Annotated in this window: 11 protein-coding genes; 7 read left to right on the top strand and 4 right to left on the bottom strand. The window is 57.0% G+C overall.

What is annotated here, in order from left to right; translation table 11 throughout:
* Positions 1–15: 15 nt before the first annotated feature.
* Together VG99_RS11420 and VG99_RS11415 are read left to right on the top strand one after the other, a co-directional pair.
* Positions 16–1,512: an acetyl-CoA hydrolase/transferase family protein gene (locus VG99_RS11420; protein WP_044500070.1), complete on the top strand. Its 1,497-nt coding sequence runs from the start codon at positions 16–18 to the stop codon at positions 1,510–1,512.
* A gap of 178 nt (positions 1,513–1,690) precedes the next feature.
* Positions 1,691–2,155, top strand: a complete 465-nt coding sequence (locus VG99_RS11415; protein WP_044500069.1) for a hypothetical protein — start codon at positions 1,691–1,693, stop codon at positions 2,153–2,155.
* 116 nt (positions 2,156–2,271) lie between these two features.
* On the opposite strand, the gene hldE is transcribed toward VG99_RS11415, so the two are convergent.
* Entirely contained in the window at positions 2,272–3,714 is a 1,443-nt protein-coding gene (gene hldE / locus VG99_RS11410) for a bifunctional D-glycero-beta-D-manno-heptose-7-phosphate kinase/D-glycero-beta-D-manno-heptose 1-phosphate adenylyltransferase HldE (protein ID WP_044500068.1), read from the bottom strand.
* A gap of 47 nt (positions 3,715–3,761) precedes the next feature.
* Entirely contained in the window at positions 3,762–5,546 is a 1,785-nt protein-coding gene (gene msbA / locus VG99_RS11405) for a lipid A export permease/ATP-binding protein MsbA (RefSeq protein ID WP_044500067.1), read from the bottom strand.
* Positions 5,547–5,718: 172 nt separating this feature from the next.
* Between msbA and VG99_RS11400 the strand changes: the two genes are divergently transcribed.
* The 5 genes from VG99_RS11400 to VG99_RS11375 are packed head-to-tail and all read left to right on the top strand — an operon-like array spanning position 5,719 to position 10,281.
* Complete coding sequence (locus VG99_RS11400) at positions 5,719–6,318, top strand: lipopolysaccharide kinase InaA family protein (protein ID WP_044500066.1); 600 nt, start codon at positions 5,719–5,721, stop codon at positions 6,316–6,318.
* A 45-nt stretch (positions 6,319–6,363) separates the two neighbouring features.
* Complete coding sequence (locus VG99_RS11395) at positions 6,364–7,173, top strand: BUD32 family EKC/KEOPS complex subunit (RefSeq protein WP_082050035.1); 810 nt, start codon at positions 6,364–6,366, stop codon at positions 7,171–7,173.
* A gap of 27 nt (positions 7,174–7,200) precedes the next feature.
* On the top strand, positions 7,201–8,346 hold the full coding sequence (locus tag VG99_RS11390) for a hypothetical protein (protein ID WP_044500064.1): 1,146 nt from the start codon (positions 7,201–7,203) through the stop codon (positions 8,344–8,346).
* Between the two features lie 31 nt (positions 8,347–8,377).
* Positions 8,378–9,157 carry a hypothetical protein gene (locus VG99_RS16125; protein ID WP_158023918.1) on the top strand — a complete coding sequence of 260 codons (780 nt, stop codon included), beginning with the start codon at positions 8,378–8,380 and terminating at the stop codon, positions 9,155–9,157.
* On the top strand, positions 9,154–10,281 hold the full coding sequence (locus VG99_RS11375; protein ID WP_044500059.1) for a hypothetical protein: 1,128 nt from the start codon (positions 9,154–9,156) through the stop codon (positions 10,279–10,281). The genes VG99_RS16125 and VG99_RS11375 overlap by 4 nt, the downstream gene beginning before the upstream one ends.
* A 46-nt stretch (positions 10,282–10,327) precedes the next feature.
* On the opposite strand, the gene VG99_RS11370 is transcribed toward VG99_RS11375, so the two are convergent.
* Together VG99_RS11370 and VG99_RS11365 are read right to left on the bottom strand one after the other, a co-directional pair.
* Entirely contained in the window at positions 10,328–11,140 is an 813-nt protein-coding gene (locus VG99_RS11370; RefSeq protein ID WP_044500058.1) for a hypothetical protein, read from the bottom strand.
* Positions 11,141–11,149: 9 nt separating this feature from the next.
* Positions 11,150–12,202 (bottom strand): polysaccharide pyruvyl transferase family protein, encoded by a 1,053-nt coding sequence (locus VG99_RS11365; protein WP_158023917.1) that lies wholly within the window; start codon positions 12,200–12,202, stop codon positions 11,150–11,152.
* Between the last annotated feature and the right edge of the window lie 18 nt (positions 12,203–12,220).

Here is a 12,220-nt window from a genome sequence, read left to right as displayed (position 1 = left end):
CACTGGAATCTCTCCATGTACGAAGATCGTATTCGCATGCCGGCGCTGCATGACAAGGTCATGGGCGCGGCAGAAGCTGCCCTGTTGATTGAAGACGGCATGACCGTCGGCATGAGTGGTTTCACCCGCGCCGGGGAAGCCAAGGCTGTTCCGTTGGCGCTGGTCGAGCGCGCCCGGGAGCACCCATTGAAGATCAGCCTGCTGACCGGTGCCAGCCTGGGTAACGACCTGGACAAGCACCTGACCGAGGCCGGCGTGCTGGCCCGGCGCATGCCCTTCCAGGTGGACGCAACCCTGCGCAAGGCAATCAACCAGGGTGATGTCATGTTCATCGACCAGCACCTGTCCGACACCGTCGAGCAGATGCGCAACCACCAGTTGAAACTGCCCGACATCGCCATCATCGAGGCCGTGGCCATCACCGAGGAAGGTCATATCGTACCGACCACCTCGGTAGGCAACTCCGCCAGTTTCGCCATCTTCGCCAAGCAGGTTGTGGTCGAGATCAACCTGGCGCACAACCCGAACCTGGAAGGGTTGCACGACATCTATATCCCGACCTATCGTCCGACCCGCACGCCAATTCCCCTGGTCGCCCCCGGCCAGCGCATGGGCAGCACGGCCATCCCGATCGACCCGGCAAAGATCGCCGCCATCGTCATCACCAACCAGCCGGACTCCTACTCCACGGTTACCCCGCCGGATGACGAGACCCAGGGCATCGCCGATCACCTGATCGCGTTCTTCGAGCGGGAAGTGGCCGCCGGGCGCCTGCCGGCCAACCTCGGTCCGCTGCAGGCGGGTATCGGCAGCATCGCCAACGCAGTCATGTGCGGCTTCATCAACTCCTCCTTCGAGGACCTGGTGATGTATTCCGAGGTGCTGCAAGACTGCACCTTCGAGCTGATCGACGCCGGCAAGATGACGCTGGCCTCGGGCTGCTCCATCACCCTGTCCGGGCGCTGCAACGAGCGGGTCTTCGGTAACCTGGAGCAGTACAAGGACAAGCTGGTGATGCGTACCCAGGAAATGTCCAACCACCCGGAGATCGTCCGGCGCCTGGGCATCATCGCCATCAATACCGCGCTGGAATTCGACATCTACGGCAACGTCAACTCGACCCACGTTGGCGGCACCAGGATGATGAACGGTATCGGCGGCTCCGGCGACTTCGCCCGCAACGCCAACCTGGCCATCTTCGTCACCAAGTCCATCGCCAAGGGCGGCGCCATCTCCAGCGTGGTACCCATGGTCAGCCATGTCGATCATACCGAGCATGACGTGGATATCCTGGTCACCGAACAGGGCCTGGCGGACCTGCGCGGCCTGGCGCCCCGCGAGCGGGCCCGGGTCATCATCGACAACTGCGTGCACCCGGACTATCGCGATGCGTTGAACGACTACTTCGAGCGTGCCTGCGCCAAGGGCGGCCACACGCCCCATCTGCTGCGCGAAGCCGTTGAATGGCACCTGAACCTCGAGGAATTCGGTCATATGCGCGCCGCAGGCTAAACCCAGCCGCCACCCCGCTCCCGCCGGGATGAAGCCCTGCGGGAGCGCTTTGATCGGCCCTGGTTCACAAAATCGGCCACTGCTGCCCCTCCTCGCCCGAGAATGTGAACCCTGCACTTGGCCTGACCGCCATCCTTGATATGCTCCGCGCTGAATTCAATTCCTGCCGGGGCTAATCATGGATGCCAGCCACACCCGAACCGGACTCAGTCGCGCCCTATCCGTTCTGCTGATCAGCGTCGCGCTGTTGATATCAACCCTCGCCCAGGCCACCAAATCCGGAGCCGAACGGCAGACCAGCTTCAGCGATCGCAACTACACACCGAGCCGCCACATCAATATCGTCAGTCCGGTAACGACGCAGCCGCGCAAAGGCAAGCCTGCTACGGCTCGCCGCGTGAAAGATGAAACGGAGAAGGTGATCTGGATCGACGCTCGCGGCGACGAGACGGAATACCGCATGTACTACGAACACGACGGCACCCTGTTGGACTTTGCCAGCGTGTGCAGCAACCATCGCACCGGATCAATCGATTATCGCAACTGCCGCAAGGCCGCCAAGCAGTGGTTTGGCAGCAAGTGCAATGGCGGTAGCGCCGCAGGGAAGATGTATTGCCACGCGCGTAACGCGTTCAGGCCGTGAGGCGGCGGTAGCGGTGTGAGCGAGAAGTTAGCGGGCGGCGCGTAAGACGCACCTGGGAAGGCCGGGTTCCATCCCGGCCAGCGGCGCCCCAGCAGGCCTCAAGTCTGAATTCAGACTCAGGAAGCAGCCTCGCCGCTCCCCTGCTCCCGGATCTTCTCGACGATTGCCGTGGTTGAGCAGCTATCGACGAACTTGAGCACCTTCACATCGCCGCCATAGGCCTGGACGATGGGGGCACCCACGACCTGGTCGATGCCGTAGTCGCCACCCTTGACCAATACATCCGGGCGCAGCTGGCGCAGCAACTCTTCGGGAGTGTCCTCGGCGAAGCTGACAACCCAGTCCACCGCACCCAACCCGGCGAGCACCGCCATGCGCCGCTCCACTGTATTGATCGGCCGGCCCGGGCCCTTGAGACGGGTTACCGAGGCATCATCGTTGATGGCCACGATCAGCCGGTCGCCCTGGCTGCGTGCCTCCTCCAGATAGCCCACATGGCCAGCATGGATGATATCGAAACAGCCATTGGTGAAGACAATACGCTCGCCGTGGGCGCGGGCATCCTCAACCGCTACCAGCAGTTGATCAATCGACAGCACGCCCAGCCCAGCACCCTGTTCCAGCTGCACTGCACGCCGCAGTTCCGGCGCGCTGATGGCTGCGGTACCCAGCTTGCCGATGACAATGCCCGCGGCCAGGTTGGCCAGCCCTACCGCATTGGGCAGCGGCTCGCCGGCAGCCAGCGCGGTGGCCACGGTGGAGATCACCGTATCGCCCGCACCGGTCACATCGAACACTTCCCGCGCCCGCGCCGGCAGATGCAATGCCGCTTCGCCCCGGCGCAGCAGCGTCATCCCCTGCTCGCTGCGGGTGACCAACAGTGCTTCTAGGTCCAGTTCCTCGATCAGCGCCAGGCCCTTGTCAACCAGCTCCTGCTCGGTCACACAGACACCCACCACCGCCTCGAACTCGGACAGATTCGGGGTGATCAGCGTGGCGCCGCGATAGATGGAGAAGTCCTTGCCCTTGGGGTCGGCCAGTACCGGCAGGTTGCGCGCACGCGCCGCCTGGATCAGCGCCTGGTGGTTGACCAGCGCGCCCTTGCCGTAATCGGACAGCACCACCACCTTCACCTTGTCCAGCAACCCCTCGACGCTTTCCAGCACGGCCTGGCCGTCGGTGGCAAAGGGCTCCTCGAAATCCACCCGCAACAGTTGCTGGTGGCGACTCATGACCCGCAGCTTGGTGATGGTCGGCTGCTCGGGATGGGCCTGGAAGGCGCAATAGACACCCGCAGCGTTAAGCCGCTGCTGCAGGGTGGCAGCGGCCTCGTCGTTACCGGTCACGCCAACCAGCCAGGCCGGCGCGCCCAGCGCAGCGACGTTGAGCGCCACGTTGCCCGCCCCACCGGGACGGTCCTCGATCTGGTCCACCTTGACCACCGGCACCGGAGCTTCGGGCGAGATACGGTGGGTCGGCCCGTGCCAGTAGCGATCCAGCATCACGTCACCCACCACCAGAACCGGCGCGGAATCAAAACGGGGCATGGTCAGTTTCATTGCGTCACTCACTTGTATTGGTTCCGACCTGTCGGTTGGTAAATGGGTTAGACGAGCGGCTTGTCGTCCTGGAACTGCATGCTGTGCAGCCGGGCATAATAGCCATTCTGGGCCATCAGCTCGGCGTGACTGCCGCGTTCAACGATCCGCCCCTGGTCCATGACCATGATGATATCGGCCTTCTCGATGGTCGACAGGCGATGGGCGATCACCAGGGCGGTGCGGCCTTCCATCACGCGGTCGAGTGCAGCCTGGATGTGCCGCTCAGACTCGGTATCCAGCGCCGAGGTCGCCTCGTCGAGAATCAATATGGGCGCATCACGCAGCAACGCGCGGGCGATCGCCAGACGCTGGCGCTGACCGCCGGACAACAGCACGCCGTTTTCGCCGACCAGAGTGTCGAAGCCCTGGGGTAATTGATCGATGAACTCACGGGCGTAGGCGGCCTCCGCCGCCTCGATGACGGCCTCGCGCGGCGCCCCGGCCAGATCACCGTAGGCGATGTTGTTCGCGACGGTGTCATTGAACAGGGTCACGTGCTGGGTCACCAGGGCGATCTGCCGGCGCAGGTTGCGCAGCCGGTAGTCTTCCACGGGAGTACCGTCGAGGAGAATCTGACCCTCATCATGGACGTAGAAACGGGGAATCAGATTGGCCAGGGTCGACTTGCCGCTGCCCGACCGCCCCACCAGCGCCACCATCTGGCCCGGCTCGACGGTGAAGCTGATGTTCTGCAGCACCGCCTTGTCCGTACCCGGATAGCGGAACGACAGATTGTTGACCTCGATACGGCCGGAGATCCGGTCGCGCTCTACCGTACCGGTATCCCGCTCGGGCTCTTCGTCCAGCTGTTCGAAGATACTCTCGGCCGCGGCTATACCCTTCTGGATATTGGCACTGACCTCGGACAGCTGGCGGATCGGCTTGGGCAGCAGACCTGCGGCGGTGATATAGGACACCAGATCACCCGCCGTGGCGTCGCCGCGCAGGAACAGCACCAGGAACATCACCCCGGCCATCGCGCCATAGGTGGCCAGCTGCAGCGTGGGAGTGAATACCGCACCCGTACGCACCATCTTCAGTCCGCGCAAGCGATTGTTCTGGCTGGCCTTGTGGAAGCGCTCGCTCTCGTAGGTCTCGCCGCCGAAACTGCGCACTACGCGGTAGCCCGTGATGGTTTCCGACGTCACATGGGTCACATCGCCCATGGCCGTCTGGATCTTCTTGCTCTGCTTGCGGAATTTCTTGCTGGTGCTGTTGACCATCAGCCCGATCAGCGGCAGCACCGCCATCAACACCAGGGTCAGCTTCCAGTTCATCCAGAGCAGATAACCGAACAGGAAGATCACCGTCATGCCTTCTCGGAACACCACCTTGATCGCGTCGGTCGCGGCCCCGGTGACCATGGTCACGTTGAAGGTCACCCGGGACACCAGATGCCCTGAGTTATTATTGTCGAAGTAGCGATTGGGCAGGGTCAGCAGATTGTCGAACAGGGCCGTGCGCAGGTCATGGACCACACCGAGCGAGACCTTGGCGATATAGTAGTTGCCCAGAAAGGAACCTATACCCTGGTAGACCGCCACCAGAATGATGAACAAGGGGAACCCCCAGAGCAGCGGTATCCCGAAAAACTCGCCGTCTGCCCCTGCGTTCAAGCCATCGACGAAATACTTCAGCATCCAGGCCATGGCTGGCTGGCTGGAGGCGAAGATCATGAATCCAAAGATGCTGACGGCGAACGGTGCCCAGTAGGGTTTCACGTAACCGAGCAACCGCGTGTAGATACGGATACTGGATCGAGCAAAGCTTTCTTTCTTCAATTCCGACATAAGGTCATCGCGTAGGTGAATCAGGCCGGGAGTTTATCACAGGCCACAGATTACTCGATGCTACCGCCCTCCCTACCGGGGGAACGATAATAGCCGCGGGCAGCCAACGATGAGCGAGAGGTGGAATACTGGCATTTCCGGTAAACTACCGTTTTGTTTCAGGAACGTGTCGATGCAACATCTTAGCCGAGAGGATTACGAGAAGTGGCGCGCGGGGGCCGAGGTCCTCGAGACGGATGCCCATGGGGACAAGGTCCTTCGGCTTACTGATGGTACTTTTTTGAAGCTGTTCCGGCGTAAAAGCTGGTTTTCGAAAACGGCGTTCTACCCGCCGGCAAAACGCTTTGCCGATAACGCAACAGAACTCAAACGCCTGGGCGTACCCTGTCCAACCGTGGTGCAACTTTACCAGTTGGCGGATCCCTACCGTTCGGTGGTGCATTACGAGCCGCTCCCCGGAATGACCTTACGCCAATTGCTGACCGACGATCCAGGCCTTGACCAACTGGAACTGTTTGCCCGTCTGGCCGAATTCATCACGCATCTCCATGATCTGGGGGTCTATTTCCGGTCCCTGCATATGGGCAACATCGTACTTACTCCAGAGAACGAACTGGGCTTGATCGACATATCGGATATGCGCTGCATTGGCCGGCCGCTACCCCGCCGAATGCGGGATCGGAATTACCGCCATTTGTTGAGATATGAACAAGATTGGGCGATGGTGAACCCGCAAATCGGCACGCTTTTTATGTTTTCCAGACCCAGATGACAACCTTAGGCTGGCGGGGCAAGTCTGCCAGACAGGAACCGGAATATGATTCACCTTAAATATAAAAGCAGGTTTCCGCATGCGTATCGCCATGAAAACCTGCTCATCAAGACAGGTTTCCCCCTAGACCCACAGCATCTTGGTGAAATCACCGCGTTTGCGCAGACTCCACTGCCTGGCAAAACCAGAAAATCGACCTACATCAGCAAGAGCCGCACCCACTTTCTTAAACTGAGCAAGATAAAAAGCCTCAGCAAACAAATGCGCATCAGCCTCGGCATGGCCAAATCTTTCGATTACTATCTGAAAGAGCTGGAAAACAATATACGCCTGGCGGATTTCCCGGTGCCGGCCCCTCGTCTTGTCGGCTATTTCCTGTATACCAGAATGGGCATGACCCGCAGAGCAGGCCTGATATTCGAAAACATGGTTGGACAGGAAAATGCGGCCCACTATGTAAAGTCCAACCCAGAGAAAAAAGCCTCGATCATCGATGGCGGGTTGCGCGTGCTGTCGGGCCTGCACCGCTGTTCCATTTATCATATGGATCCGCGCCTGGAAAATCTGATGGTGGATGCGGCAGCGCCTCATCAGCTCTCCATCATCGATTTCGAGCACTGTTATTTCGGCGAGCCCGCCAATACCATGGCAATGACCGGCATGGTGTACGGCATGTTCTACCGATCCGGCGTTGAAGCGCATATCTCGGAGGCAGAATACGACGCGCTGGTCCGTTCGATTCTGGACCCTCCCGCGTGGGAAGACCCTGATTTCAGCGAAGCTTATCGCACCGCGAAGCACCGTTTCATGGAACGAACCGAATGCAAACGCATGTTTTTTAGTGGAAAGAGATAAACCGAAACTCCGGCCAAGTGAGCCAACATGCCAGCCAACGCAAGCACACTTACTGTCATTACGACAATAGACGGACCTTTGGTCCGCGTTTCATCCGAGCTTTTCGAAATCAATATTGCCATAGAGGGAAAAGTGTCAGCGTCACCCCGCACGCGCAACTTCGCCCTCTGGCTCAGTCTGCCGATTGCCATGGCAGCAGCCCGTAATCTCCATATCAGCGGCCCGGTATCTGCCGCCGCACTGGCCAATGCGCAAAATCTGGTCGACATATGGTCCAGATGGATGCCTGCCCTATTCCATCCTATCCAGATCAGCGCTGCGGAAATAATTTGCCCAGGCAACGACCCGTCTTTCGGCCATGACTTGATGCTCTACTCCGGCGGCGTCGACTCGACATATTCCCTGCTCAAGAATTATATCAACACATCAACTCCTGTTTCGTTGCTGACCATACATGGCATGGATTACCAGACCACCGATCAAAATAGATTCGAAAAGCTCAAGAACAAAATAAAGCCACTGACCACTCAAATAAGAGGCAAGCATTACTTCATCAAGTCCAATGCGGCCGATGTCATGAGCAAGTTCGGTATAAACGGCGGCATTGGTCACGGGTTTCATCTGTTCGGGAATCTGTTCCTTTTCGAGGATGACTATACCTGCGGCGCCATTGCTGCCGATTGCACGCCCACCCTGGACTTCATTATTTCTCCGTGGGGCACCAATCACTTAACCAATCCAATGTTCTCAAGCGAGCGATTCCATATCAAAACACTGGATAGCGATATCGACCGGGCAGAAAAGGTTGGCAAGCTTCTCGCTCTGGACGGCAAAGAGCATGCACTGGCAGCGCTGACTTTTTGCAAGAATCGCCAGTCACGGCCTGAGAACTGCGGGATGTGCTCGAAGTGCATCCGGACCAAAGCCATGTTCTATACCGAAACCGGGGCGATTCCTGACATCTTTGCGGAACGCTCGTTTAAACCTACCGACTTGGCGGAAATCGACCTCTCCCGCCGTGGCGAACGGGCCTTGGTACTTGATCTCCTGGCATCGGCACGTCGCAATGACAAAGCCCGAGAGTTCGAGTGGCTTGAGAAACAGATCAAGCGCAAGCCCAAGCCCAAATCCAAACCGCGCCTGAAAAAGCTACTGAAAAAATTACCGTTCTGAGTCTCTGACCGTCGATGCCGGAGCGTGTTTAATGCTGCGCTACAGATTCTCCCGGCATCGTCATGATGGTAAAATGGCACCACGTCGACTATCAGGGATGAACATGTCTAGCAGAATTGATGCACCTCCAGTAACCCTGTTCAAGAGCGCTCAACTCAAGCGGAAGCGGATCATACTCGACGGCAAGACCTACCGTGCTGAAATGGGCGCCTGGGCTTTCTATATCCCTGAACTGGAACTCAAGTTGTTCCACACCAGTAATGGTTTCCTCCATTGTTGCCACCGAACCGCTCCGGACAGATCAGCGTTGGAACATGGGCATGCCGTTCTACACAATGAAACCTATTCGGTTGAAGAATGGCGTGCAGTTTACTCAAAACATGTCATACGTCGGACTGCTGAAAATTATGTTGCGGCGTCCCTACTTCATCGGGCTGGGCTGGGACCCAGGCCCCTGGGTGTATGCCTGATCTTGACCTACAAGTCCCCAGTGAGCAAAGCGCCCTGCCTTAACGCCGGCTTGTTCATAGAAAACATACATCATTATCCGCCTAAGCATCCGGCCACGGCAGACGACATGCTCAAGGCAGGGGTTGGCCCGGACAAGATAAAGTCCTGCGTTCGCCAGCAGATAAAGGGCTATGTCAGTGACCTGAATTCGGTAGTGGGCGTCATGCCACTGTCTGGACAAAACGATGTTCTCGATATAGAACAAGCCCTGTTCACGCGCTACCAAACCTACTCCGCCGAGACGATCTCTATGGACCGTCCTGGCATTTTCCGCACCTTGAAACGAATGGTGACATCATGAAGCCGCTAATCATCATCCCTTCTATTGATCAGTTTTCAGCGCGTGCCACATCGGATGAATTCGAGATCAAACTTGACGTAGAGGGGCGGGAGCACGCGCTGGATGTCTCGAGTAACTTTGCGCTGTGGTTAACGCTGCCAATAGCTATGGCAACGGGCCGCGACTTGCATATCGAGGGTACCGTCTCGCCACTGGCATTACATAATGCCCATATACTGGTAGACATCTGGTCTAAGTGGCTACCTACGCTTTTCTCGACAATAAGCATAAGCGCCAGGGAAACCAGTGAACTTCCTGGCGCGGCGAACCGTGACTCCACTTTGATGTTGTTCTCCGGGGGACTTGATTCCAGTTATTCTCTGTTCAAGAACTTCATCATTCCGAAAAAGCCCGTTTCACTATTGACGGTCCACGGCATGGATTATAAGACCAAGGATACCAATCGGTTCCAGGAGCTTATCGAGAAGACGCGTCCTCTGACCTCGGAGGTCACCGGCTCACACTACTTTGTACGATCAAACGCAGCGGAGGTAATGAGCCAATACGGGATCGGCGGTGGGATAAGCCATGGGTTTCATCTGTTCGGCAACCTGTTTCTCTTTGAAGATCAATATCAATCGGGCGCTATAGCATCAGACTGTAGCTTGCCCCTGGAGTTTGTAATTGCCCCCTGGGGCACGAATCACATCACCAACAAGTTATTCACCAGCGGCCACTTCTTCGTGCAGACGCTTGATAACGACGTGGATCGTTCGCAAAAAGCCGGTAGTCTCCTGAAGATGGATAGCCACCCACAAGCGTTACATACGGTCTCCTTTTGCAAGGACTACGAGTCTCGCCCCCACAACTGTGGCGTGTGCTCGAAATGCGTTAGAACCAAAGCGATGTTTTATACCGAGACGGGTGAAATTCCCGACGTATTCCTGAACAGGGCATTCGAGCCCGAGGACGTCGGGATCATCGACATCACCAAGAGAGGAGAAAAAACCTTTGTCCTCGACCTGCTGGCCTCTGCCCGACGAAACGGCAAGGAAGACGAGTTCAGCTGGCTCTCTAACAAGGTAAAAAGCTCACCTGCTAAGGCCAGTCTGTACGAAAAGATAAAGAAGCTTCTCAAAAAATGACTGCACGAGGCGTCAAGCCGTATGCCTCGTGCCGCCTCTCGCTCCGTTAATCACTACAAATCGTCTTGATATCTGCGCGATCGATCTTCTTCACGACCGAGTCCGGTAGACGGCTGTCGGCAGACAGATTGAATACCAAGAAACGTGGGTTCATGATCCGCTCGGCCATCAAGGCGAAGCTGGGCAGGATGTATTTCGGAAAATCCTTGTCAAGCGTACTGGCCAGCGCACCAAGTCCGGACTCGTAAAATCGGCCTGCGGACGGGTTCAGATCCACTCCAACGAGAAAAACCTTGTCGAAGCCGAGATGACATGCCAATTGCAGACCTGCGTAGGGGATAGTGCGCGAGCCGAAATAGCCTTTTGCCAAATTCCTACTGAACCCGATCCGGTTTTTCCTTTTGGAAAACAAGGAGAAGCCAGAAACCAGTTCATCGTCGTTGCGAATTGACCAGGCATAGCGGCGGTCAGATTGAACTGGCTTGCCCTGGCTGCGGTTCACCCGGTTCAGGACAAATAGCTGCTTACCCGACAATAGCCCGGGATAGATGCGATCCAATATTTCATAGCACGACATAGTCATCGCGACGTTCTGCGACGATTGCACACCTTCCTTGGCAAGCTCGGCACGCTTTTCAATAAAGCTGTCGTCATCGCACAAGTAAAACAGTGGCTGGACGTTCTCGGATACGCATTTCACGATAGACCCGTTCATCGCCACTACCGGCAGGTCGGAAAACTCCCTGAGCGGAAAATCACCAGCGGAAGGGCCAGAAGCAAGCACGATTATCCCTCCCGATTGACTACCGCGGTTTTCCGAAAAGTCCCTGACATTCATTTTCCAGCTGACATCAGACATCGTTTAAATCTACCTCGATTCAGCCTGACGCCTTGAGACGGCGTCATGTATTTCTTGGAACATGCTTCGGGACTTTCGTCTGGCATCGCCGACGTAGCTGGAAATGGTGGCAAGTTCTGCATCGGAAAACTGGATCTTATCCTTCCGGGAAATGCCCTCCGCATAACTTGAGCAAATGCGGTCTGTCAGCCCCACCTCCTGTAATAGACCTTCAATCTTGAACGTATTGGAACGCAATGCGTAAAAAGGTGTGCGGGTTACGATACAAAGCGTAACCATATGGAAGCGGCCGGTGATTACCCCTTCAGAACCCTTGATTCGCTGTAGAAATTTCTCCGTAGACAGGACTGCGTGGCGCCAGCGCAACCTGCTCAGACCTTTACCGGTGACCATTTTCGAGTAGGGGCGAAAATAACTAGCGACAATATGCCTGAGCATCTTTCGTCTCTTTCGCGAATAAAGGCCCGCGAAATGCTCCCGGCTTCTTTTAGTGGGGTATGGCGGGAGGGTACGAATGCTCATGTAGCTGACCGCATCGCGATTCGCCCGGTTTTTTTCTTTCCAGGCGTCCACGAGCACATGGGGAATCACGCTGCCATTGATAATGAGTCCCTTGCGCGGCAAAGTCTCCTGATCACACTCCAAACTGAGCGTCAAATCGGGGACCACCTGCGCAGACACACCTATTCTGGCAAGTTCCGCCTGGCTGAGCGGATCCCGAACATATATAGCGGTGAAGAACGGAGCCAGTTCATTCAACTCGACATTTTGTTGCCATACCGAGTTGATGAGTACGCATGGAATATTTTCCGCTGCGCAGAACTGGGCCAGATGCCCGAGCCGCATCGCATTAGGAGCGTCGTCATGCATGGTACCTTCGCCGTTGACGATGCAGAGCTCTGCCTTCCGGACCTCCGCCTTCAACCACTCATCCGATTCCCATTCGTAACCTAGTGGGCATGAAACAACGATGTCCATACCTACCGAGGTGGCCAATGTACTGATCTGATTCATCACCAACTGACAACCATGATGATCGTCGATGGAGGTATCGTTAAACACTATTGTCCGCATATATCG

It is taken from the genome of Pseudomonas saudimassiliensis (assembly GCF_000939975.1).
In the GTDB taxonomy this organism is placed as follows: domain Bacteria; phylum Pseudomonadota; class Gammaproteobacteria; order Pseudomonadales; family Pseudomonadaceae; genus Halopseudomonas; species Halopseudomonas saudimassiliensis.
The sequence above is the reverse complement of the archived record's forward strand: the minus strand, read 5'-3'. Positions and strand labels throughout refer to the sequence as shown.

What these genes read in the sequence shown, in the direction of transcription:
- VG99_RS11420 (WP_044500070.1), top strand. Translation starts at nt 16, where the DNA reads ATGTACGAAGATCGTATTCGCATGCCGGCGCTGCATGACAAGGTCATG.
- VG99_RS11415 (WP_044500069.1), top strand. Translation starts at nt 1,691, where the DNA reads ATGGATGCCAGCCACACCCGAACCGGACTCAGTCGCGCCCTATCCGTT.
- hldE (WP_044500068.1), bottom strand. Translation starts at nt 3,714, where the DNA reads ATGAAACTGACCATGCCCCGTTTTGATTCCGCGCCGGTTCTGGTGGTG.
- msbA (WP_044500067.1), bottom strand. Translation starts at nt 5,546, where the DNA reads ATGTCGGAATTGAAGAAAGAAAGCTTTGCTCGATCCAGTATCCGTATC.
- VG99_RS11400 (WP_044500066.1), top strand. Translation starts at nt 5,719, where the DNA reads ATGCAACATCTTAGCCGAGAGGATTACGAGAAGTGGCGCGCGGGGGCC.
- VG99_RS11395 (WP_082050035.1), top strand. Translation starts at nt 6,364, where the DNA reads ATGATTCACCTTAAATATAAAAGCAGGTTTCCGCATGCGTATCGCCAT.
- VG99_RS11390 (WP_044500064.1), top strand. Translation starts at nt 7,201, where the DNA reads ATGCCAGCCAACGCAAGCACACTTACTGTCATTACGACAATAGACGGA.
- VG99_RS16125 (WP_158023918.1), top strand. Translation starts at nt 8,378, where the DNA reads ATGCTGCGCTACAGATTCTCCCGGCATCGTCATGATGGTAAAATGGCA.
- VG99_RS11375 (WP_044500059.1), top strand. Translation starts at nt 9,154, where the DNA reads ATGAAGCCGCTAATCATCATCCCTTCTATTGATCAGTTTTCAGCGCGT.
- VG99_RS11370 (WP_044500058.1), bottom strand. Translation starts at nt 11,140, where the DNA reads ATGTCTGATGTCAGCTGGAAAATGAATGTCAGGGACTTTTCGGAAAAC.